At 69.8% G+C, this 20,522-nt stretch carries 20 protein-coding genes; 9 read left to right on the top strand and 11 right to left on the bottom strand.

Features of this window, described 5'->3' with window-relative positions; all coding sequences use genetic code 11:
- Window positions 1–136: 136 nt before the first annotated feature.
- Window positions 137–1,123 (top strand): magnesium/cobalt transporter CorA, encoded by a 987-nt coding sequence (gene corA / locus QTI20_RS29150; RefSeq protein WP_183024261.1) that lies wholly within the window; start codon window positions 137–139, stop codon window positions 1,121–1,123.
- 111 nt (window positions 1,124–1,234) lie between these two features.
- Here corA and QTI20_RS29145 read toward each other — a convergent pair whose 3' ends face one another.
- The 6 genes from QTI20_RS29145 to bamE all read right to left on the bottom strand — a co-directional run bounded on the left by QTI20_RS29145 (window position 1,235) and on the right by bamE (window position 7,261).
- On the bottom strand, window positions 1,235–1,963 hold the full coding sequence (locus QTI20_RS29145) for a 5'-methylthioadenosine/adenosylhomocysteine nucleosidase (RefSeq protein WP_286555763.1): 729 nt from the start codon (window positions 1,961–1,963) through the stop codon (window positions 1,235–1,237).
- 13 nt (window positions 1,964–1,976) lie between these two features.
- Entirely contained in the window at window positions 1,977–3,656 is a 1,680-nt protein-coding gene (locus tag QTI20_RS29140) for a long-chain-fatty-acid--CoA ligase (protein ID WP_286555765.1), read from the bottom strand.
- Window positions 3,657–3,741: 85 nt separating this feature from the next.
- Window positions 3,742–5,244 carry an NAD(P)(+) transhydrogenase (Re/Si-specific) subunit beta gene (locus QTI20_RS29135; RefSeq protein WP_183024258.1) on the bottom strand — a complete coding sequence of 501 codons (1,503 nt, stop codon included), beginning with the start codon at window positions 5,242–5,244 and terminating at the stop codon, window positions 3,742–3,744.
- Window positions 5,241–5,570, bottom strand: coding sequence for an NAD(P) transhydrogenase subunit alpha part 2 (locus QTI20_RS29130; RefSeq protein ID WP_183023185.1), 330 nt, complete (start codon window positions 5,568–5,570; stop codon window positions 5,241–5,243). Before QTI20_RS29130 ends, QTI20_RS29135 begins: the two co-directional genes overlap by 4 nt.
- Window positions 5,571–5,587: 17 nt before the next feature.
- Window positions 5,588–6,718, bottom strand: coding sequence for a Re/Si-specific NAD(P)(+) transhydrogenase subunit alpha (locus QTI20_RS29125; RefSeq protein WP_286555767.1), 1,131 nt, complete (start codon window positions 6,716–6,718; stop codon window positions 5,588–5,590).
- A 108-nt stretch (window positions 6,719–6,826) separates the two neighbouring features.
- The gene (gene bamE, locus QTI20_RS29120) at window positions 6,827–7,261 is read right to left on the bottom strand and encodes an outer membrane protein assembly factor BamE domain-containing protein (protein WP_286555768.1); all 435 of its coding nucleotides are present in this window, start codon (window positions 7,259–7,261) and stop codon (window positions 6,827–6,829) included.
- Between the two features lie 257 nt (window positions 7,262–7,518).
- Between bamE and QTI20_RS29115 the strand changes: the two genes are divergently transcribed.
- From QTI20_RS29115 to QTI20_RS29095, 5 genes are read left to right on the top strand one after another with little or no spacing between them, the layout of a single operon-like run.
- The gene (locus QTI20_RS29115; RefSeq protein WP_286555770.1) at window positions 7,519–8,253 is read left to right on the top strand and encodes a response regulator transcription factor; all 735 of its coding nucleotides are present in this window, start codon (window positions 7,519–7,521) and stop codon (window positions 8,251–8,253) included.
- The gene (locus QTI20_RS29110) at window positions 8,250–9,989 is read left to right on the top strand and encodes a FecR family protein (protein ID WP_286555772.1); all 1,740 of its coding nucleotides are present in this window, start codon (window positions 8,250–8,252) and stop codon (window positions 9,987–9,989) included. Before QTI20_RS29115 ends, QTI20_RS29110 begins: the two co-directional genes overlap by 4 nt.
- 16 nt (window positions 9,990–10,005) lie before the next feature.
- Window positions 10,006–12,429 carry a CHASE2 domain-containing protein gene (locus QTI20_RS29105; RefSeq protein WP_286555773.1) on the top strand — a complete coding sequence of 808 codons (2,424 nt, stop codon included), beginning with the start codon at window positions 10,006–10,008 and terminating at the stop codon, window positions 12,427–12,429.
- Between the two features lie 4 nt (window positions 12,430–12,433).
- Window positions 12,434–12,865, top strand: coding sequence for a DUF4019 domain-containing protein (locus QTI20_RS29100; protein WP_183024251.1), 432 nt, complete (start codon window positions 12,434–12,436; stop codon window positions 12,863–12,865).
- 7 nt (window positions 12,866–12,872) lie between these two features.
- Window positions 12,873–13,385 carry an NUDIX hydrolase gene (locus tag QTI20_RS29095; protein WP_286555775.1) on the top strand — a complete coding sequence of 171 codons (513 nt, stop codon included), beginning with the start codon at window positions 12,873–12,875 and terminating at the stop codon, window positions 13,383–13,385.
- Between the two features lie 130 nt (window positions 13,386–13,515).
- On the opposite strand, the gene mnmA is transcribed toward QTI20_RS29095, so the two are convergent.
- Window positions 13,516–14,676 (bottom strand): tRNA 2-thiouridine(34) synthase MnmA, encoded by a 1,161-nt coding sequence (gene mnmA, locus QTI20_RS29090; protein WP_286555777.1) that lies wholly within the window; start codon window positions 14,674–14,676, stop codon window positions 13,516–13,518.
- 94 nt (window positions 14,677–14,770) lie between these two features.
- On the opposite strand from mnmA, the gene QTI20_RS29085 reads away from it, so the two are divergent.
- Both QTI20_RS29085 and QTI20_RS29080 read left to right on the top strand, forming a co-directional pair.
- The gene (locus QTI20_RS29085; protein WP_286555778.1) at window positions 14,771–15,652 is read left to right on the top strand and encodes a LysR substrate-binding domain-containing protein; all 882 of its coding nucleotides are present in this window, start codon (window positions 14,771–14,773) and stop codon (window positions 15,650–15,652) included.
- A 97-nt stretch (window positions 15,653–15,749) separates the two neighbouring features.
- A complete protein-coding gene (locus QTI20_RS29080; protein ID WP_286555779.1) occupies window positions 15,750–16,901 on the top strand; it encodes an alpha-hydroxy acid oxidase in 1,152 nt (383 codons plus the stop codon).
- Window positions 16,902–17,009: 108 nt separating this feature from the next.
- Here QTI20_RS29080 and QTI20_RS29075 read toward each other — a convergent pair whose 3' ends face one another.
- A complete protein-coding gene (locus QTI20_RS29075; protein ID WP_286555781.1) occupies window positions 17,010–18,005 on the bottom strand; it encodes an LLM class flavin-dependent oxidoreductase in 996 nt (331 codons plus the stop codon).
- Window positions 18,006–18,090: 85 nt separating this feature from the next.
- On the opposite strand from QTI20_RS29075, the gene QTI20_RS29070 reads away from it, so the two are divergent.
- Window positions 18,091–18,561, top strand: coding sequence for a DUF6314 family protein (locus tag QTI20_RS29070; RefSeq protein ID WP_286555782.1), 471 nt, complete (start codon window positions 18,091–18,093; stop codon window positions 18,559–18,561).
- On the opposite strand, the gene QTI20_RS29065 is transcribed toward QTI20_RS29070, so the two are convergent.
- From QTI20_RS29065 to QTI20_RS29055, 3 genes are read right to left on the bottom strand one after another with little or no spacing between them, the layout of a single operon-like run.
- Window positions 18,558–19,139, bottom strand: coding sequence for a biotin transporter BioY (locus QTI20_RS29065; protein WP_286555784.1), 582 nt, complete (start codon window positions 19,137–19,139; stop codon window positions 18,558–18,560). The two genes, QTI20_RS29070 and QTI20_RS29065, sit on opposite strands and share 4 nt — an antisense overlap.
- 48 nt (window positions 19,140–19,187) lie before the next feature.
- Entirely contained in the window at window positions 19,188–19,781 is a 594-nt protein-coding gene (locus QTI20_RS29060; protein WP_286555786.1) for an energy-coupling factor transporter transmembrane component T family protein, read from the bottom strand.
- Window positions 19,774–20,505 (bottom strand): energy-coupling factor ABC transporter ATP-binding protein, encoded by a 732-nt coding sequence (locus tag QTI20_RS29055; protein ID WP_286555787.1) that lies wholly within the window; start codon window positions 20,503–20,505, stop codon window positions 19,774–19,776. The genes QTI20_RS29060 and QTI20_RS29055 overlap by 8 nt, the downstream gene beginning before the upstream one ends.
- Between the last annotated feature and the right edge of the window lie 17 nt (window positions 20,506–20,522).

Raw genomic sequence — 20,522 nt, 5'->3', positions numbered from 1 at the left:
TCGCTGCAACCCCGGAGACCCGCATGGAAAGCTATCCGTCTCGGCAGCTTTCAACTCCCTCCTGAGCGTCGTTGGCGAGGGTCTTGAAAGCGCCCTTCCCGCCGCCAACCGCAAGACCTTTTCACGGGAGTGAGCCATGCTCAACATCTTCACGCTTGCCAACGGGCGCCTCGTTCAGGAAGAAATCGAGGCCCTCGAAGAGCTGTCACAGTTCCAGCCCATCTGGGTCGACCTCGAATCGCCCACGGTCGAGGAGAAGCGCTGGATCAAGCAGTACTACGGCCTGTCCATCCCCGAAGACGCGATGGACGAGGACATCGAGGAATCGGCGCGCTTCTACGAGGAAGACAACGGCGAGCTCCACATCCGCAGCGACTTCCTGATCGACGAGGAAGAGAACGCGCGCTCGGTGCGCGTGGCCTTCATCCTCAACCAGCACAACGCCGAACTGCGCAGCCGCGGCGTGCTGTTCTCGATCCATGACCAGGACATCCCGGTGTTCCGCCTCTTGCGCATGCGCGCGCGCCGCGCGCCGGGCCTGATCGAAGACGCCAAGGAAGTGCTGCTGAAGCTGTTCGACGCCGACGCCGAATACTCGGCCGACACGCTGGAGAACATCTACGACGAGCTCGAGGTGGCGGGCAAGAAGGTGCTCGAGGGCAACGTCAGCGACGAGCTGGCCGGCGAGGTGCTGGGCGCCATCGCGCGCCAGGAAGACTTGAACGGGCGCATCCGCCGCAACGTGATGGACACGCGCCGCGCGGTGAGCTTCATGATGCGCAGCAAGATGCTCAACGCCGAGCAGTTCGAGGAGGCGCGGCAGATCCTGCGCGACATCGAGTCGCTGGACAACCACACGGCCTTCCTGTTCGACAAGATCAACTTCCTGATGGATGCAACCGTCGGTTTCATCAACATCAACCAGAACAAGACCATCAAGATCTTCTCGGTGGCCAGCGTCGCGCTGCTGCCACCCACGCTGATCGCCAGCGTCTACGGCATGAACTTCCGCGTCATGCCCGAGATCGACTGGGCCTACGGCTATGCCTATGCGATCGCGCTGATGGTGGCGAGTGCGCTCGTGCCGATGTGGTACTTCCGGCGCCGGGGCTGGTTGAAATAGACCACCCCCGAGGGCTTCGCCCTCCCCCTCAAGGGGGCGATGCCAGCGGCCCGGCGAAGCCGGTTCCGCGGCATCTCTGGTAAAGACTCGCCTCCTACCGTTGGGGCTTGTCTACCCTTGGCGTTTGGGCAACGCGCGCAGCAGCGCATCCACGATCGCAGCCGAATACGGGCTCGCGACGGTGCGGATGAACTCGAGGAAATCGCCGTGGGCGGCGTCGTCGGCGCGGTCGGAGATGGTGCGCACTGCCGCGAAGGGCAGGTCGAAGTCGTGGCAGACCTGGGCGAAGGCGGCGCCTTCCATTTCCACGGCGAGGGCGTCGGGCAGCTCGGCCTGCAGCGCGTGCGCTTCGGCCGTGGTGGACACGAAGCGGTCGCCGCTGATCACCAGCCCGTGGTGCACGCGGGCCTGCGGCAGGGCGATGCGGGCGGCTTCGCGCAGCGCGGCGGCGAGCTCGGCATCGGCCGGGAAACGGCTTCTGGCGTAGAGCGGCACCTCGTGGCGCGGGAAGATCGGCGAGGCGTCCATGTCGTGCTGCAGGAAGGCCTCGGCGACCACCACGTCGCCCACCCGCACGCCGGGCCCGAGGCCACCCGCGACGCCGGTGAAGACCACGCGGCCGACGCGGAAGCGCTCGGCCAGCACCGCGGCGGTGGTGGCGGCCGCCACCTTGCCGATGCGCGCGAGCACCGCGATCACTTCATGGCCCTGCAGATGGCCCTGCCAGAAGTCGCGGCCCGCGACCGTGACCCTGCGCTCGTCGGGCATGCGCTCGAGCAGCGCGGCCAGCTCTTCGTGCATCGCCGCGACGATGGCGATCGGCGCCGCCCCGGCGTGCATCCTGCGGCCCTTCCTACTGCTTTGCGTCGCGCAGTTCGCGGCGCAGGATCTTGCCCACCGGCGTCTTGGGCATGTCGGTGCGGAACTCGATGACCTTGGGGCGCTTGTAGCCCGTGAGGTTCTCGCGGCAGAAGGCGCGCACCTGCTCTTCGGTCAGCGACGGGTCCTTGCGCACGATCACCAGCTTGACCGCCTCGCCGGTCTTCTCGTCGGGCACGCCGACGGCCGCGCATTCGAGCACGCCGGGGATCAGCGCCGCCACGTCCTCGATCTCGTTCGGGTACACGTTGAAGCCCGAGACCAGGATCATGTCCTTCTTGCGATCGACGATCTTGAAGAAGCCGCGCTCGTCGACGACGCCGATGTCGCCCGACTTGAACCAGCCGTCCTCCGTCATGACCTTGGCGGTCTCGTCGGGGCGCTGCCAGTAGCCGGCCATCACCTGCGGACCCTTGATCGCGATCTCGCCGCGCTCGCCGGGCGCCACTTCGTGGCCGGCGTCGTCGAGCAAGGTCATGCGCGTGCTCGGCAGCGGCACGCCGATGGTGCCGGTGTAGGCGGTGCTGGTGATCGGGTTGCAGCTCACCGTGGGCGAGGTCTCGGACAGGCCGTAGCCCTCGCAGATCGGGCAGCCGGTCTTCTCGAGCCAGAGCTTGGCCACGGCGCCCTGCACCGCCATGCCGCCGCCGACCGAGACCTGCAGGTGCTTCCAGTTCACGGTGCCGAAATCGGGATGGTTGGCCAGGCCGTTGAACAGCGTGTTGACCGCGGGGAAGCTGTGGAAGGTGTGCTTCGACAGCTCCTTGAGCGTGGCCGCGAGGTCGCGCGGGTTCGGGATCAGCAGCACCTTGCCGCCGGTGCGCAGGCCCAGCATCATGTTCACGGTGAAGGCGAAGATGTGATACAGCGGCAGCGCGCAGACGCTGGTCGGCTGCTCGCCGGCCGGCACCTTCTGCATCGCGGGCGAGTTCCAGGCTTCGGACTGCAGCACGTTGGCGATCACGTTGCGATGCAGCAGCACCGCGCCCTTGGCCACGCCGGTGGTGCCGCCGGTGTACTGCAGCACCGCGATGTCGTCGGGACCGACCACCGGGGCCTTGAGCGGATGCCGCCCGCCTTCGCCCAGCGCCTTGTTGAAGCGCACCGCGCCCGGCAGTTCGTAGGCCGGCACCAGCTTCTTGACCTTGCGCACCACGTAGTTGACGAGCGCGCCCTTGAGCAGGCCCAGCCGGTCGCCCATGGCGCCCAGCACGATGTGGCGGACCGGCGTGGACGCGAGGCAATGCTGCAGCGTCGCCGCGAAGTTCTCCATGATCACGATGGTCGTCGCGCCGCTGTCCTGCAGCTGGTGCTCGAGTTCGCGCGCGGTGTAGAGCGGGTTGACGTTGACCAGGATCAGGCCCGCGCGCAGGATGCCGGCCACCGCGATCGGGTACTGCAGGCAGTTGGGCATCATCACCGCCACGCGGTCGCCCTTGACCAGGCCCAGGCCCTGCAGGTAGGCCGCGAAGTCGCGGCTCTGCCGGTCGACCTCGGCATAGCGCATGTCCTTGCCCATGAAGCTGTAGGCCACGCGGTCGGCGTACTTCGAGAAGCTCTCCTCCATCAAGCCGACCAGCGAGGCATAGCTCGAGGGGTCGATGTCGGCGGGGACGCCGGGGGGATAGCTCGCGAGCCAGGGACGGTCCGTCATGTTCTTGTCTCCACTTGAGAAAAAAAGAAAGCGCCGCGACGCGGCGCCTGCGGTCTTCAGGCGAAGGCCTTGCGGCCTCCTCGGCCTACTCGATCGCCTTGCCCATGTCTTCCACGACCTTCTTGGCGTCGCCGAAGACCATCATGGTCTTGTCCATGTAGAAGAGTTCGTTGTCCAGGCCCGCGTAGCCCGCGGCCATGGAGCGCTTGTTCACGATCACCGTCTTGGCCTTGTAGGCCTCCAGGATCGGCATGCCGTAGATCGCGCTGCCCTTGGTGTGCGCCGCGGGGTTCACCACGTCGTTCGCACCCAGGATGATCGCCACGTCGGCCTGGCCGAACTCGCCGTTGATGTCCTCCATCTCGAACACCTGGTCGTAGGGCACCTCGGCCTCGGCCAAGAGCACGTTCATGTGCCCCGGCATGCGACCGGCCACCGGGTGGATCGCGTACTTCACCGTGATGCCCTTGTCGGTGAGCTTCTGCGCGAGCTCCTTGACCGCGTGCTGCGCGCGTGCCACCGCCAGGCCGTAGCCCGGCACGATCACCACCGTCTCGGCATTGCTCAAGACGAAGGCCGCGTCGTCGGCGCTGCCGCTCTTCACCGGCCGCTGCTCCTTGGCCCCGCCGCCCGCCGTGACCGCCTCGCCGCCGAAGCCGCCCAGGATCACGTTGAAGAAGCTGCGGTTCATGGCCTTGCACATGATGTAGCTCAGGATCGCGCCCGAGCTGCCCACCAGGCTGCCCGCGATGATCAGCATCGCGTTGTTCAGGCTGAAGCCGATGCCCGCCGCCGCCCAGCCCGAGTAGCTGTTGAGCATCGACACCACCACCGGCATGTCCGCCCCGCCGATCGGGATGATGATCAGCACGCCCATCACGAAGGCCAGCGCCAGCATCGCGAAGAAGGCGGTCCAGCTCTCGGTGAAGACGAACACCAGGCCCAGCGCGATGGTCAAGAGGCCCAGCACCAGGTTGAGCATGTGCTGGCCCGAGAACTGCACCGGCGCGCCCTGGAACAGGCGGAACTTGTACTTGCCCGAGAGCTTGCCGAAGGCGATCACCGAGCCGCTGAAGGTGATCGCGCCGATGGCCGCGCCCAGGAACAGCTCCAGGCGGTTGCCCGTGGGGATGGCGTAGCGCAGGAAGCCGTCGATCAGCACCGCGCCGCCATCGACCGTGACGCTGCCGATGGCCGCGGCCACCGGAGCGGCCGTGATGCCGAAGGCCCAGGGCTCTGCCACGGCGGCCACCGCGATGAACACCGCCGCCAGGCCGATCATGCTGTGCATGAAGGCCACCAGCTCGGGCATCTTGGTCATCTCGACCTTGTTGGCCATGTAGGCCCCCAGGCCGCCACCCACGACCAGCGCCACCAGCACGTAGGCGATGCCGGTGCCGAAGTCGATGTTCAGCGCCTTGGCCTGGCCATGGATCAGCGCAATCGTGGTCAGCACCGCGATCGCCATGCCGGTCATGCCGAAGACGTTGCCGCGGATGGAGGTGGTGGGGTGGCTCAGGCCCTTCAGGGCCTGGATGAAGCAGACGCTGGCAACGAGGTACAGCAGCGTGACGAGGCTCATGCTCATGCTGCGTCTCCCTGCTTGTTGGCGGCCGGGGCCTTCTTCTCTTTCTTCCTGAACATCTCCAGCATGCGCCGGGTCACGAGGAAGCCGCCGAAGACGTTGACCGCGGCCAGCGCCACGGCCAGCACGCCCATGGTCTTGCCCAGCGGCGTGGTGGTGAGCGCGGCCGCGAGCATCGCGCCCACGATCACGATCGCGGAGATCGCGTTGGTCACCGCCATCAGCGGCGTGTGCAGCGCGGGCGTGACGGTCCACACCACGTGGTAGCCCACGTAGATGGCCAGCACGAAGATGATCAGGTTGATGACGGTCGGGTTGACGGAATCCATGTCGGCTCCTTGTTCTTTTACTTGCGCGTCACTTGGCCGTCGCGCGTGACCAGGCAGGCCGCCACGATGTCGTCCTCGAGGTCGATCTTCAGGCCGCCCTCCTTGGGGCAAATCAGCTTGAGGAAGTCCAGCACGTTGCGCGCATACAGCGCCGACGCATCGGCGGCCACGCGCGCGGGCAGGTTGGTCTCGCCCACGATGGTCACGCCGTGCTTGACCACGGTCTTGTCGGCTTCCGACAGCGGGCAGTTGCCGCCCACGCCATCGGCGCCCTTGCCCGCGGCGATGTCCACGATCACCGAGCCCGGCTTCATGCTCTTGACCATTTCTTCGGTGATCAGCGTCGGGGCCGCGCGGCCCGGGATCAGCGCCGTGCTGATCACGATGTCCGCCAGCGCCACGCGCTTGGCCACTTCGACCTGCTGGCGTGCCAGCCAGCTCGCGGGCATGGGCTTGGCATAACCGCCCACGCCGACGGCCGCTTCCTTCTCTTCGGGCGTGTCGTACGACACCTCGATGAACTTGCCGCCCAGCGATTCGATCTGTTCCTTCACGCTGGGGCGCACGTCGGAGGCCTCGATCACTGCGCCCAAGCGCTTGGCCGTGGCGATCGCCTGCAGGCCCGCCACGCCCACGCCCAGGATCACCACACGCGCGGCCTTGACGGTGCCCGCCGCCGTCATGAGCATGGGGAAGAAGCGCTGGTACTGGTCGGCCGCGATCATCACGGCCTTGTAGCCGGCGATGTTGGCCTGGGAGGACAGCACGTCCATGCTTTGCGCACGGGTGGTGCGCGGGGCCGCTTCCAATGCAAAGCCCACCGCACCGGCAGCCGCCAGGCGCTGCAGGCCCGCGGCATCGAAGGGGTTGAGCATGCCGATGACCACCGCACCGGGCTTGAGCCGCGCGGCTTCGGCATCGGACGGCGCGCGCACCTTGAGCACGATCTCGGCGGCGAAGGCCTCGGCCGCATCGACGATGCGCGCACCGACGGCTTCATAGGCCGCATCGGTCACGCTGGCCGCGACGCCCGCGCCCGATTGAACGATCACCACGTGGCCCTGCGCCACCAGCTTCTTCGCGGTCTCCGGCGTCACCGCCACGCGTGTTTCTCCGGCCAGCGTCTCCGCTGGTACTCCTATCAGCATAAGGAATCTCCTCGGGGCAGCGGGGCTGCGTTGTTATTCGCGCCGGAGCTTACCCGAAGCACCCGCCGACTTCCCGCAATGCGCCTATAGGGGTGCAGCCGTTTGTTTTCAGGGAGCGGCTTTTCCTTGCGCCTGTGCCGGCGTCTTGACGCTCAACCAGTCGCCACAGGCCGAGGGCTGCCAATGGACGCTGCGCACGGTGCGTGCGCCGTCGAAGCCCAGCTTGACGCGACAGCTTGTGACGCCGCCGCCGCTGCGGAAATGGAAGAGGTATTCCCATGCCGCGGCATCGGCACCGTCCCGCTCGCGGCCGAGGTCCGGCGCGCCGAACCAGCGCAGCAGGTCGGCCTCCCGCACGCCGGGTTCGAGCTGCGCGACCAGCGCGCGGTCCGGAAAGCTGCCGACGGCGCGCACGACCGGCGCCGTGCCACCAAAGGTCCAGGCGGCCAGATCGGGCCCGGGCGATGCGCCACAGCCCATCAGCAAGCCCGTGCCAGCGGCCAGCAACCCCATGGATTTTTTGAAAGAATTCTTCAGAATCATTGCGACCCACCCACCGCAGACCCATTCAATTGCAAATGAATGTCAAATAAACGGAATGGGCAATTTTTTGCTTCGCGCAATGTAATCAGCACCCAGGGCGGCCACCAAGGCAATAGGTCCGATTTTTGGCAATTAATGACAATTGTTGACTATTAAGACCACATCCGTGCACTAGTTGACAGTTGAAAGACTCGATACACTTGGTCGACAGACGCCCCGCACCTAGACTCCGGGCCTCAAAACAAAAGGGAGTTGCAATGCGCATTGCCGCACTTGACGACGAATCGGGCCAACTGGATCTGATTCGCCTGACGATGGAAGGAATCGGCCATGAATGCCATGGCTTTTCCGATGGAACCACCCTGCTGCGCGAATTGCGCCTGCAGACCTACGATTTGCTGATCCTGGATTGGACGCTGCCCGATGTGCAGGGACCGACCGTGGTGCGCTGGATCCGGGAAGACCTCAACAGCCGGCTGCCCATCCTCTTCGTGACCAACCGCCGCGAAGAGGCCGACATGGTGGAAGGGCTCACGGCCGGCGCCGACGACTTCATGGTCAAGCCGATCCGCATCGCCGAACTCGAGGCGCGGGTGCGGGCCTTGCTGCGGCGCTCCTATCCCGCGCAATTCGAGCCGGAACTGATCTTCGGCCCCTACCACTTCCATCCCCACTCGCGCACGCTGCGCTTCAAGGGCGAACCGACCGAGCTCAAGCACCGCGAGTACGAGCTCGCGCTGTTCCTGTTCCAGAACCTGGGCCGCCTGCTGTCGCGCGAACACCTGCGCGAAGCGGTCTGGGGCCTGGGCGCCGAGACGCCCTCGCGCTCGCTCGACACCCACATCTCCCGCCTGCGCACCAAGCTCGATCTGCGCCCCGCCAACGGCTTCCTGCTGTCGGCGATCTATGGCCTCGGTTACCGGCTGGAGTCGATCGACGGCAGCGATTTCACGACGACGACGCGGGAGTCGGCCAGCGGCACGCCGGAATGACGCCCGCCCGACGCCCGCGCCGGCGGGCGCTGGCCGTGCTGTGGGCGGGTGCGCTGACGATGGCGGGCGGCCTGCAGGCGGGCGCGGCGCCGCGCGGCGATCTTCGGCTCCAGGTGCGGCCCGGCGACACGCTCCAGGCCCTGGGTGAACGCCATCTGCGCTCGCCTTCGCGCTGGCGGGAACTGCAGGCGATCAACCACCTGGGCGAGCGTGACGAACTCGAAGCGGGCAGCGTGCTGCGCATCCCGCGCGCCTGGCTGCGCCCGGCCTCCCTGGCGACGGCCCGGGTCGAGTTCGTGCAGGGCGACGCGGTCGGCATCGCGCCGATCGAGGGGCCCGCACCCGCGGCGAAATCCAGGACCAGGCCGGCCGCAGCCGCGGAACCCGCGAGCCCGCTGGCCACCGGCGACGCGGTGACGGAAGGCACGCAGATCCAGGTGCCGACGGACGGCTTCCTGCGGCTGCGGCTGGCCGACGGCTCGGTGGTGCGGGTGCTGGCCGGCTCCGACGTCGAGCTCAAGCGACTGCGCAGCAAGCGCGCCACCGGCGCCTACGAATCGGTGATCCAGGTGCGCCGCGGCAAGGTCGAGTCGGAGGTGGCACCGCAGCCGAAGGGCCGGCTGTTCGAGATCCATGCGCCGGGCGCCGTCGCCAGCGTGCGCGGCACGCGCTTCGCCGTGGCGGTCTCGCCCGAGGGCCGGGTCTCGACGGCCGTGACCACGGGCGTGGTCAAGATGCGGCCACGCACGCACGGCGCACCCGTGGCCGACCTGCAGGCCGGCGAGGGCGCGGTGCTCGAGGCCAGCGGCGCCTTCCACAAGCGCCCGGCCCTGCCGCCGCCGCCCGACCCGTCCACCCTGCCCGACCTGCTGCAGGACGCCGAGCGCCTGGTGTTCCAGCTGCCGACGCCCACGGGCACGGTGGCCGGCTACGAAGTGCGCATCGCGCGGCCGGAGCGGCTGAGCGAGGTGCTGCGCAACGGCGTCTTCGAGGGCGGGCGCGTGCAGTTCCCGGCGCTGGAGGACGGCGACTACCGGATGAGCGTGCGCGCCATCGACCGCGAGGGCCTGACCGGCCCCAAGATCGGCCACCCCTTCCGCATCCAGGCCCGGCCGGTGCCGCCGGGCTACCGCGCGCCCGCGCCGGACACGCGCCTCACCGCGGAGGCCGGCCGGCTGGTCTGCGCCGCGCCGGCCGGGGCGCAGGGCGTGCGCCTGCAGGTGGCGACCACGGCCGACTTCGCGCGGCCGGTGCTCGACGAGACGCGCACCGGCGGCTGCGAGCTCGGCCTGGCCGCGCTGGCGCCCGGCGCCTACTGGTGGCGCGTGGCCACGCTCGCCCGCGATGCGGACGGCGCCGGGCGCCAGGGCCCCTTCGCCGCGCCGCAATCCTTCACCGTCGTGTCGACGCCCACCATCGCCGACCTGCGGCTGGACGACCGGCGCGAACAGCCGACGCTGCACTGGCGCGCCGAGCCCGGCCAGACCTTCCGCGCGCAGCTCGCGCGCGAGCCCGACTTCCGCACGCCGCTGCTCGACGTCGAGCTGGCCGCGCCGCACTGGACGATCAGCGGCCCGGCGCGCGGCAACTACCACCTGCGGCTGCAGGCGCGCGACGCCTCGGGCCTGGCCGGCCCCTTCACGGCGGCCCGCACGGTGCACATCGGCCCAGTGGTGGACACCGCCAGCGGCGAGGTCCTGCGCACGGGTGACGGCAGCCCGGTCGAGCGGCCCTGAGCGCCTTCTTTTCGCCATGTCCGCTGCGCCGGCGCCCCCTTCGCACGATCGCCGCCCGCGCCGGCAGAGCCGCTTGCGCCGGATGCTGGTGCGCCGGCTGGCCTGGCTGCTGCTCGCGGGCGGGCTGACCGCGCTGGTCACGCTGCTCACGCTGACGCAGCCCATGCCGCGCTTCGACCGCATGCTGCAGGACAACGCCAGTGCCGAGATGCGCCAGCCGCCCTCGCACGAGATCGTGATCGTCGCCATCGACGAGCAGAGCATCGAGGCCATCGGCCGCTGGCCCTGGCGCCGCGCCCTGCATGCCGAGCTGCTGCGCCGCGTGGCCGCGGACAACCCGCGCTGCATCGGCCTCGACCTGCTGCTCACCGAAGCCGACCGGGACCATCCCGGCGACGACGATCTGCTGGCCACGGGCATCGCCGACAGCGGCTGCGTCGTGCTGCCGATGGCGCTGCAGTCGCGCGGCTCGCAGCAGCAGTCCGAGCTGCTGCCCGTGCCGGCGCTGGCCCGGGCCGCGGCGGCCGTCGGCCATGCGCACCTGTCGCTGGACGAGGACGGCGTCGTGCGCAGCGTCTACCTGCGCGAAGGCTTCGCCGGCCGCGGCTGGCCGCACTTCGCGCTCGCGCTGCAGCAGGCCGCGCAGGCCTACGCCGGCGGCCCGCCGCCGACCGGGCCCGTGCCGCTCGCGATGACCGGGAAGCCGACCGGGCCCTGGGTGCGCAGCGGGCACGAAGCGATCATCTTCACCGCTGCCGGTTCCGCCGGCGCGCCGCCCTTCCAGACTGTGTCGTACATCGACGTGCTGCGCGGCCAGGTGCCGCCGGGCACCTTCCGCGACCGCTATGTGCTGGTCGGCGCCACCGCGGCCGGGCTGGGCGACCTGTACGCGACCTCGATTCCGCGCCCGACCGGCCTGATGCCGGGCGTCGAGGTCTTCGCCAGCGTGCTGCAGGCGCTGCTCAACGGGCGCCACGTGGTGGTGGCCAGCCCGACCCAGGACCTGGCCTACAACCTGGTGCCGATGGCCATCGCGCTGCTGGGCCTGCTGTGGCTGCGCCCGCTGGCGGTGGTGGCGCTGATCTGCGCGCTGCTCGCGGTGCGCCTCGGCCTGCACAACGCCCGGCCCTGGGTCGGCATCCAGTTCACGCCGGCCTCGGGCTTCCTGGGCCTGCTGCTGGTCTATCCGCTGTGGAGCCTGATGCGGCTGACGGCGGCGCTGCGCTACCTGCGCTGGGGCACCGAGCAGCTCAACGAGGCCCTCGACGGCCTGCCCGTGGCCGGCCCGCCGAAGCTCGAGGGCGACTTCCTGGACCGCCAGATGAGCGCCACCTCGGCCGCCGGCCTGCGCATGCGCGACCTGCACCGCTTCGTGCGCGACGGCATCGACCACATGGCCGATGCCACGCTGGTGCTGGACCGCGGCGGCCACGTCTTCATCGCCAACCTCGCCGCGGCCCGCCACTGGAAGATGGCGCCGCAGAGCCTGGTGGGCCGCGATGCGCACGAGCTGCTGGCCGACCTGCGCTGGCGCACCACGGGCGCGCCGATGCTGACGCGCGGCGCGCTGCGCTCGGGCGAGCGGCAGCCCATCCTGGGCGAGGGCGAAGACGCCCTGGGCCGCATCCTGCTGCTGCGCTGCGTGCCCTTCTTCGACGCGCGCAACCGCCATGCGGGCTGGATGAGCGCGCTGGTCGACATCACGGCCATGCGGCAGGCGCAGAGCCAGCGCGACGAGGCGCTGCGCTTCATCTCGCACGACATCCGCGAGCCCAGCGCCTCGATCCTCACGGCGGTCGAGCTCGCGCGCACACGCCCCGAAGTGCTGGGCGGCCAGGTGCTGCTGGAGCGCATCGAGCGCCATGCGCAGACCGGGCTCGAACTGGCCGACGGCTTCGTCAACCTGGCGCGCGCCGAGGCCCAGCCCTTCCAGGCCGAGGTGCTCGACGTGGCGAGTCTGCTGCAGCAGGCCATCGACAACGCCTGGTGCCTGGCGCACCGCAAGCAGGTCCGGGTGCGCTTCTCCAGCACCCACGAAGAGGCGCCCTGCATCGCCGACCGCTCCCTGCTGACCCGCGCGCTCACCAACGTGCTGAGCAATGCGCTCAAGTACTCGCCGACCGGTGCCGAGCTCGACTGCTCGGTGCGCGCGCGCGAGAACTTCTGGGCCATCGCCGTGCGCGACCATGGGCCGGGCATTCCCCCGGCGCTACAGTCGCAGCTGTTCCAGCCCTTCCATCGCCTGCACCGCGAGACGCACCCGGAGGTGCACGGCGTGGGCCTGGGCCTGTTGCTGGTGCGCACGGCCGTGCAGCGTCACGGCGGCACGATCGAGATCGACAGTGCGGCCGATGCCGGCTGCACCGTCACCCTGGTTCTTCCGCGACCCAGCGCCGCCGACATGGAGGCACTGGGCCATCCTCCTCACCACAAGGAATGAAAAGATGATCCGCTTCGCCCAACTCGCCGTTGCCGCCCTCTGCCTCGCCGGCGGCCTCGGTCTTGCAGCCGCCCAGGAGGTGGAGCCCAGCGACATGGTGCGCGGCGGACTGCAGGCGGTGCAGATGATCGACCAGGACCAGGTGGGCGAGCTCTGGGACGGGGCCGCGCCGGTGGCGCGCAAGCGGGTGCCGCGCGCCGACTTCATCGCCATGGTCGCCAAGGCGCGCGCGCCGCTCGGGGCTCCGCAGCAGCGCACCTGGGTGGCGGTGAACCGGCAGGTGGTGAACGACCCCGACCCCGAGCTCGGCGGCCAGTACGTGAGCGTGGAATACGAGAGCCGCTTCGCCGACCGGCCCACGCCGGTGCGCGAACTGCTGAGCTTCCACCTCGACAGCGACCGCATCTGGCGCTTCAGCGGCTACGTGCTGCGCTGAGTCCGGCATGACGACACGCTGGAGACCCAACGTCACGGTGGCCGCCGTGATCGAACGCGACGGCCGCTTCCTGCTGGTGGAAGAGCACACGGCCCACGGCCTCAAGCTCAACACGCCGGCCGGCCACCTCGATCCCGGCGAATCGCCCGCCGAGGGCTGCGCCCGCGAGGCGCTGGAGGAAACCGCCCACCACTTCACGCCCACCGCGCTGGTGGGCATCTACATGGCCCGCTTCCAGCGCGCACCGAGCACCGCCACGGAACAGCGCGACAGCGAGGAGGACGTCACCTACCTGCGCTTCGCCTTCGCCGGCACGCTGGGCGCCTTCGAGCCCGGGCGCGCGCTCGACGAGGGCATCGTGCGCACGCTCTGGATGACGCCCGACGAACTCCGCGCCAGCGCCGACCGGCACCGCAGCCCGCTGCTGCTGGAATGCATCGAGGATTACCTGGCGGGCCAGCGCCATCCGCTGTCGCTGATCCACACCGATGCTTCGGTGCACGCCACGCCGCTGCGTTGAGTCGGCTCAAAACGTGTGAAGGAACCGTCGCGAGCGCCCCGAGCCTGCATTGAGGAGCGGAGCCGCACTCCCGTGCGGTGAGCACCGCAGATGCGGGATCGGGGTGCGCAGCAGGTTCATTCGCACGTTTTCAGCCGGGCCGCCGGTGTCGCCCCCCTTGGGGGGGAGGCGCCGAAGGCGCTTCGGGGGGAGAGGCGATCACTCCGCCCCCCAGGCACACGTCACCGTCATACAGCACCGCCGACTGCCCCGGCGTCACCGCCCACTGCGGCTGCGCGAAATCGAGGCGGAAGGCACCGTTGGCCCTCTCGCCCAGCGCGCAGGCCGCGTCGGCCTGCCGGTAGCGCGACTTGGCGCCGTAGTGGCCCGCCGCCGGCGCGCTGCCCGCGACCCAGCTCGCGTCGTCGGCGCTCAATGTCTGCGACAGCAGCCAGGGGTGGTCGTGGCCCTGCACCACCCAGAGCGTGTTAGCCGCCATGTCCTTGCGCGCCACGAACCAGGGCGAATGGTCGCCCGCGCCGCGCTGGGCGCCGCGCTCCTTCACGCCGCCGATGCCCAGGCCCTGGCGCTGGCCCAGCGTGTAGAAGCTCAGGCCCTGGTGCTCGCCCAGCGTGCGGCCGCGCTCGTCCTTGATCGGTCCCGGCTCCTTGGAGATGTAGCGGTTGAGGAACTCGCGAAAGGGCCGCTCGCCGATGAAGCAGATGCCGGTCGAGTCCTTCTTCTTCGCGTTGGGCAGGCCGATGGCGTCGGCGATGCGGCGCACCTCGGTCTTGTGCAGCTCGCCCACCGGGAACAGCGTCTTCGACAGCTGCGCCTGGTTCAGGCGGTGCAGGAAATAGCTCTGGTCCTTGGCCGGGTCCAGGCCCTTGAGCAGCTCGTGCCGGCCCGTGCCTTCGTTCAGGCGCACCCGCGCGTAATGCCCGGTGGCGATCTTCTCGGCGCCCAGCCGCATCGCGTGGTCGAGGAAGGCCTTGAACTTGATCTCGGCGTTGCACAGCACGTCGGGGTTGGGCGTGCGGCCGGCCTGGTACTCGCGCAGGAATTCGGCGAAGACGCGGTCCTTGTAGTCGGCCGCGAAGTTGACGTGCTCGATCTCGATGCCCAGCACGTCGGCCACGCTGGCCGCGTCGATGAAGTCGACGTTCGACGAGCAGTACTCGCTGTCGTCGTCGTCCTCCCAGTTCTTCATGAAGATGCCGACCACCTCGTGGCCCTGCTGCTTGAGCAGGTGCGCGGTGACGGCGGAGTCGACGCCGCCACTCAGGCCGACCACGATGCGCTGCTTTGTCATAGGGCGCCATTGTCCCAGCCCCGGCCGACCGGTGCCCGCATGCGGGAAATCACCGAGCGGCCCCGGCCGCTGCGGGCGCGCCACAATCGCCGCCATGTCCCGCATCCCGCCCATCCAGAGCCTGCTCGCCTTCGAGGCGCTGGCGCGCCTGCGCAGCGTCACCCAGGCGGCCGAGGAACTGAGCGTCACGCCCAGCGCGGTGAGCCACCGCATCCGCCAGCTCGAGACCCAGCTCGACTGCAAGGTCTTCGCCCGCGGCGACTTCAGCCTGAGCCCCGAGGGCACGGCCTACCTGCCGCGCGTGCGCGAGGCCCTGGCCGCGCTGCAGCAGGTGCCCGGGCGCCAGCGCGGTCCCGAAGCACCGACCCGGCTGCGGGTGGCCGTCACGCCCACCTTCTCGCGCCAGATCCTGCTGCCGCGGCTGGCGCGCTTTCGCCATGCCTATCCCGAGATCGAGCTGATGCTGCAGGTCACGATCCCGGGCCACCACCTGACGGCCGAGGAGGCCGACATCGAGCTGCGCCTGGGCCAGGGCGCCTTTGCCGAGCGCGAATCGACGCACCTTTTGTCGGAGGACATCTGCCCGGTCTGCAGCCCCGAGTACCTGCACGAGACCGGCCCGCTCGAGGGCTTCGACAGCGACGAGATCGTGGCGCGCGCGCACCTGATCCCTTCGCCGCTCGAGCCCTGGCACACCTGGTTCCGGGCCTGCGGCATCGGCCTGCCCGAGCCGCGCACCGGCACCCAGTTCAACGACCTGGGGCTGGTGCTCGACGCCGCGGTGGCCGGCTTCGGCGTGGCGCTGATGCGCCTCAAGCTGGGCCAGGCCTGGCTCGACAGCGGACGGCTGGTCAGGCTCTCACGCGAGAGCGTGCGCTCACCCAACGACTATTTCCTGTGCTGGAAACCGGGCACGCTGGAGCGCTGGGAATGTGCGGCCTTCGTCGACTGGCTGCGCCAGGCGCTGCGCGAGTGAAAAAGCTTCACGCGCACCCGGTCCAGAATTCACGCCGCCGCCGGCCCGCTGCCCCTACAGTGCGGCACGCTCCCCTTTCCTCCGACACCGTCCCGACATGACCACCATCACCACCATCGAAGACCTGCGCGTCCTGGCCGAGAAGCGCGTGCCGCGCATGTTCTACGACTACGCCGACTCCGGTTCGTGGACCGAAGGCACCTACCGCGCCAACAGCGAGGACTTCCACAAGATCAAGCTGCGCCAGCGCGTGGCGGTCAACATGGAAGGCCGCACCACCGCCACCACCATGGTCGGCCAGGCCGCGAAGATGCCGGTCGCGATCGCGCCGGTGGGCCTGACGGGCATGCAGCATGCCGACGGCGAGATCCATGCGGCGCGCGCGGCCGAGAAGTTCGGCATCCCGTTCACGCTCTCGACCATGAGCATCTGCTCGATCGAGGACATCGCCGAGCACACGAAGGCGCCCTTCTGGTTCCAGCTCTACATGATGCGCGACCGCGAGTCGATGGCCCGCATGATCGAGCGTGCCCGCAACGCCAAGTGCAGCGCGCTGGTGCTCACGCTGGACCTGCAGGTGATCGGCCAGCGCCACAAGGACCTGAAGAACGGCCTGACCGCGCCGCCGCGGCCCACGCTGAAGAACATCGTCAACCTGGCGACCAAGCCGGCCTGGTGCCTGGGCATGCTGGGCACCAAGCGCCGCACCTTCCGCAACCTGGTCGGCCACGTCAAGGGCGTGAGCGACATGCGTTCGCTCTCGGCCTGGACCAACGAGCAGTTCGACCCCACGCTGTCGTGGGCCGACGTCGAATGGGTCAAGAAGCAATGGGGCGGCAAGCTGATCCTCAAGGGCATCATGGTGGCCGAGGACGCGCAGCTGGCGGTCGATGCCGGCGCCGACGCGATCGTGGTGAGCAACCACGGCGGCCGCCAGCTCGACGGCGCGCCCTCGAGCATCGAGGCGCTGCCGCCGATCATCGACGCGGTGGGCGCGAAGACCGAGGTCTGGATGGACGGCGGCATCCGCAGCGGCCAGGACGTGCTCAAGGCCTGGGCGCTGGGTGCGCGCGGCACCATGATCGGCCGCGCCATGGCCTACGGCCTGGGCGCGATGGGCGAAGCCGGCGTGACGAAGGCGCTGCAGCTGATCCACAAGGAACTGGACGTGACCATGGCCTTCTGCGGCCACACCGACATCCAGAACGTGGACAAGAAGATCCTGCTGCCCGGCACGTACCCACGCTGACCCCCAGGCTCGCTCACTTCGTGTAGCAGCGCCCACCCCCTTTCAGGGGGCAACACCAGCGGCCCGGCAAAGCCGGTTCCGCGGTGTTCCACGCTAAGAGTGCGTGGCTCAGGCCGGGAACAGCTCCTTGTGCAGCCCGGCCACGATCTCGTAGGAGCGCAGCCGCGCCGCGTGGTCGTGGACCTGCGCGGTGATCATGAGCTCGTCGGCACCGGTGCTCTCGATGAAGGCCGCCAGGCCGGCGCGCACGGTCTCGCGCGAGCCGACGGCCGAACACGACAGCACCGAATCGAGCAGCGCGCGCTCGGCCGGGCCCACGCTCGCGTAGTAGTCCTTGACCGGCGGCGGCAGCCGGCCCGGCCGGCCGCTGCGCAGGTTCACGAAGGCCTGCTGCCATGAGCTCGCGCGGAAGCGCGCCTCTTCGTCGGTCTCGGCCGCGAAGGCATTGAAGCCCAGCATCACGTAAGGCTTGGCCAGCTGCGCCGAGGGCTTGAAGCTCTCGCGGTAGATCCGGATGGCCGCCATCATCTGCTGCGGCGCGAAGTGCGAGGCGAAGGCATAGGGCAGGCCGAGGTGCGCCGCCAGCTGCGCGCCGAAGGTGCTCGAGCCCAGGATCCACACCGGCACCTCGAGGCCGCGGCCCGGCACCGCCATCACCGGCTGGCGCGGTTCCTTGCTCATGAAGTCCATGAGCTCGATCACGTCCTGCGGGAACTGGTCGGAATCCGATTCGAGGTTGCGGCGCAACGCGCGCGCGGTGCGCTGGTCGGAGCCGGGCGCGCGGCCCAGGCCCAGGTCGATGCGGCCCGGGTAGAGCGACTCGAGCGTGCCGAACTGCTCGGCGATCACCAGCGGCGAATGGTTGGGCAGCATCACGCCGCCCGCGCCGATGCGGATGGTCGAGGTGCCGGCGCCGATGTGGGCCAGCAGCACGGCCGTGGCCGCGCTCGCGATGCCCGGCATGCCGTGGTGCTCGGCCAGCCAGTAGCGGCGGTAGCCCTGCGCCTCGGCATGCTGCGCCAGCGACAGGGAATTCTTGAACGACTGCGCGGCATCGCTGCCCTCGCAGATCGGGGAGAGATCGAGGATGGAGAAATCGGCCATGGCGCGCATCATGGACCGATCGGCTTCTGCCTGCTGGAGCAGGCCATTGCGGGCTCTGCTAGGGCCGTTGCCTTAGAGTTCTGCCATGACCCGCCGCCATTCACCCACCCAGCCGCCCTGGGGCGATGCCGAGGCGGTCTTCGACCGGCTCGAAGGCGCCTGGCAGCTGATGCGCACCATCGAAGGCCAGGCCGAGATGCAAGGCGTCGCGCTGTTCACGCGTGAAGGCCCCGACAGCCTGCACTACCGCGAGAACGGCCGGGTGCGGCTGGCCAACGGCCAGTCCTTCGACGGGCACCGCGCGTACCGCTTCGAACGGGCGCCGGACGGCCTGGCCGTGTTCTTCGCCGAGACCCCGCCGCGGCTCTTCCATGCCATCGCGCTGACCGCGGACGGCGACGGCTGGACCGGCGCCGCCACGCACCTGTGCACGCCCGACACCTACGAGAGCCGCTACCGCTTCCTGGCCGACGGCCGCTTCGTCATCCGCCACACGGTGCACGGGCCGCGCAAGGCCTATGTGTCGGAGACGGTGTTCGCGCGCGGCAGCGTTTAATCACGATCGAGGCGCCAGCCCGGCATGCCGCGCATCACGGTCTGGACCAGCAGCGCGCACAGCGCGCACTTGACCAGGTCACCCGGAATGAAGACCAGCATGGCCATGGTGGCCTGCGTCAGCGACATGTGGGCCACCCACGACAGGCCGGCGATGCCGAAGGCATAGACCACCAAGATACCGCCGACCAGCGCGGCCGCGAAGGCGCCGGCCCACAGGGCCGCACCGCTCAGGCGCGCCATGCGGCGCATCAGCAGGCCGCAGGCGAAGGCGCCGAACATCCAGCCGAACAGGAAGCCCGCGGTCGGCCCCACGAACACGCCCAGGCCGCCGCGGCCGCCCGGCAGCAGCGGCAGGCCCAGCGCCACGGCCAGCAGGAACAGCGCCACCGCGCAGAAGCCGCGCCGCGGCCCGAGCAGGCAGCCGGCCAGCATCACGCCCAGCGACTGCAGCGTGATCGGCACGCCGAAGGGCAGGTCGATTTTGGGGATCAGGCCGAACACCGCCATCAGGGCCGCGAACAGCGCGACATAGGACAGCGAACGGGACGAAGTGAGGGAACCGGCGGAGGAAGTCATGGGGGGTCGATCCAGTGAGGAAACGGAAATGTCGTGGCAGGGCCGGAGTCAACGGCCCAGCCGGGCCGCCAGCGCGTCGGCCACGCGCTCCGCGGTCTGCAGGGTGCGGATGGTCAGCGGCGCGAGCAGGCGGAAACCGCCGCCACGGCCCGCGCGCACCCGGTAGGCGTCGTCGAGGCGCTGCCACTGGGCATGGAAATTCTCGGCGAAACGCAGCATCAGCCCCAGGCCCAGCGCCAGCCGTTCGGTCGGCACGCCCAGGCGCCGCAGCGGGTGCAGCACCGCCTCGAGCACGGCCAGCAGGTCGTCGAAGCGCGTGCTCAGCGTGAGCATCAGGGCCAGCAGCGCGGCGCTCGCGAGCCGCAAGGCGCTCACCACGCCCAGCAGGGTCGAGCCCAGCGCCACATGGAAGCCGACGATCAGGGCGCCGGCCACCGCCATGCCCAGCAGCATGCGCGCGCGGCGCCACGCGGGCGGGCCGAGCGAGGCGAAGCACAGCAGCACGACGCCGAACACCACGGCGAGCGGCAGCGGCCGGTTCATCAGCACCAGCAGCGTGCCGCCGACCGACAGGCTCGCGAGCTTGAGCCAGGCCGGCAGCGCGTGCAGCCAGGTGCTTTGCGACGAGTAGAGGCTACGCATGCGGCATGCCGCCGTGGGGGGGCGAGGCCTCGGCGCGCGCCCGCACGTCGTCGGCATAGGCCGCGCACACCGCCGGGCCCGGGCCGTCGGCGCGCACCTGACCGTCGGCCAGCCACAGCACGCGTTCGAAGTCGCGCACGGTGTCGAGCTGGTGGGTGGACACCACCACCTGCTGCGCGGTCGCCGCGAGCTGCGCCGACAGGCGCGCCTGGCTCGGCAGGTCGAGGCTGGCAAAGGGCTCGTCGAGCAGCAGCGTGCGCGGGCTGCAGATCTGCAGCGCCAGCAGGCAGACCTGCTGGCGCTGGCCCTGGCTGAGTTCGCCCACCGCGCGGCCGGCCCAGTCCGCCAGGCCGCGCTGCGCGAGGAAATCCTTCGCCTGCACGCGTGCCGCGGCGCGCGCCGCGCCCTGCGCCGTCAGGCTGAAGGCCAGCTCCTCGGCCACGGTCGGGAAGACGATCTGGTCGTCGGGGTTCTGGAACATCAGGCCGATGTGGCGCGGCAGCTGGCGTCGCTCGGAGACCGTGTCCAGGCCGTGCACCCGCACCCGCCCCGCCTCGGGCCGGTCGAGCCCGCACAGCAAGCGGAACAGGCTGCTCTTGCCGGCGCCGTTGTCACCGACCAGGCCGATGCGGCGTTCGGTCAAATGCAGCGTGAGCCCTTCGAAGACGCGCCGCGTGCCACGCACCAGCGTGACATCCTCGAGGCGCAGGCCATCGTCGGGCAAGGGGGGATTCGTTGTCT

Source organism: Variovorax sp. J2P1-31 (assembly GCF_030317215.1).
Lineage (GTDB): Bacteria > Pseudomonadota > Gammaproteobacteria > Burkholderiales > Burkholderiaceae_C > Variovorax.
This window is presented reverse-complemented; position numbering and strand designations above follow the sequence as displayed.

What these genes read in the sequence shown, in the direction of transcription:
- QTI20_RS29065 (WP_286555784.1), bottom strand. Translation starts at nt 19,139, where the DNA reads ATGACTTCCTCCGCCGGTTCCCTCACTTCGTCCCGTTCGCTGTCCTAT.
- QTI20_RS29100 (WP_183024251.1), top strand. Translation starts at nt 12,434, where the DNA reads ATGATCCGCTTCGCCCAACTCGCCGTTGCCGCCCTCTGCCTCGCCGGC.
- QTI20_RS29080 (WP_286555779.1), top strand. Translation starts at nt 15,750, where the DNA reads ATGACCACCATCACCACCATCGAAGACCTGCGCGTCCTGGCCGAGAAG.
- corA (WP_183024261.1), top strand. Translation starts at nt 137, where the DNA reads ATGCTCAACATCTTCACGCTTGCCAACGGGCGCCTCGTTCAGGAAGAA.
- QTI20_RS29135 (WP_183024258.1), bottom strand. Translation starts at nt 5,244, where the DNA reads ATGAGCATGAGCCTCGTCACGCTGCTGTACCTCGTTGCCAGCGTCTGC.
- QTI20_RS29085 (WP_286555778.1), top strand. Translation starts at nt 14,771, where the DNA reads ATGTCCCGCATCCCGCCCATCCAGAGCCTGCTCGCCTTCGAGGCGCTG.
- QTI20_RS29115 (WP_286555770.1), top strand. Translation starts at nt 7,519, where the DNA reads ATGCGCATTGCCGCACTTGACGACGAATCGGGCCAACTGGATCTGATT.
- mnmA (WP_286555777.1), bottom strand. Translation starts at nt 14,676, where the DNA reads ATGACAAAGCAGCGCATCGTGGTCGGCCTGAGTGGCGGCGTCGACTCC.
- QTI20_RS29125 (WP_286555767.1), bottom strand. Translation starts at nt 6,718, where the DNA reads ATGCTGATAGGAGTACCAGCGGAGACGCTGGCCGGAGAAACACGCGTG.
- QTI20_RS29070 (WP_286555782.1), top strand. Translation starts at nt 18,091, where the DNA reads ATGACCCGCCGCCATTCACCCACCCAGCCGCCCTGGGGCGATGCCGAG.
- QTI20_RS29075 (WP_286555781.1), bottom strand. Translation starts at nt 18,005, where the DNA reads ATGGCCGATTTCTCCATCCTCGATCTCTCCCCGATCTGCGAGGGCAGC.
- QTI20_RS29130 (WP_183023185.1), bottom strand. Translation starts at nt 5,570, where the DNA reads ATGGATTCCGTCAACCCGACCGTCATCAACCTGATCATCTTCGTGCTG.
- QTI20_RS29095 (WP_286555775.1), top strand. Translation starts at nt 12,873, where the DNA reads ATGACGACACGCTGGAGACCCAACGTCACGGTGGCCGCCGTGATCGAA.
- bamE (WP_286555768.1), bottom strand. Translation starts at nt 7,261, where the DNA reads ATGATTCTGAAGAATTCTTTCAAAAAATCCATGGGGTTGCTGGCCGCT.
- QTI20_RS29110 (WP_286555772.1), top strand. Translation starts at nt 8,250, where the DNA reads ATGACGCCCGCCCGACGCCCGCGCCGGCGGGCGCTGGCCGTGCTGTGG.
- QTI20_RS29140 (WP_286555765.1), bottom strand. Translation starts at nt 3,656, where the DNA reads ATGACGGACCGTCCCTGGCTCGCGAGCTATCCCCCCGGCGTCCCCGCC.
- QTI20_RS29145 (WP_286555763.1), bottom strand. Translation starts at nt 1,963, where the DNA reads ATGCACGCCGGGGCGGCGCCGATCGCCATCGTCGCGGCGATGCACGAA.
- QTI20_RS29060 (WP_286555786.1), bottom strand. Translation starts at nt 19,781, where the DNA reads ATGCGTAGCCTCTACTCGTCGCAAAGCACCTGGCTGCACGCGCTGCCG.
- QTI20_RS29105 (WP_286555773.1), top strand. Translation starts at nt 10,006, where the DNA reads ATGTCCGCTGCGCCGGCGCCCCCTTCGCACGATCGCCGCCCGCGCCGG.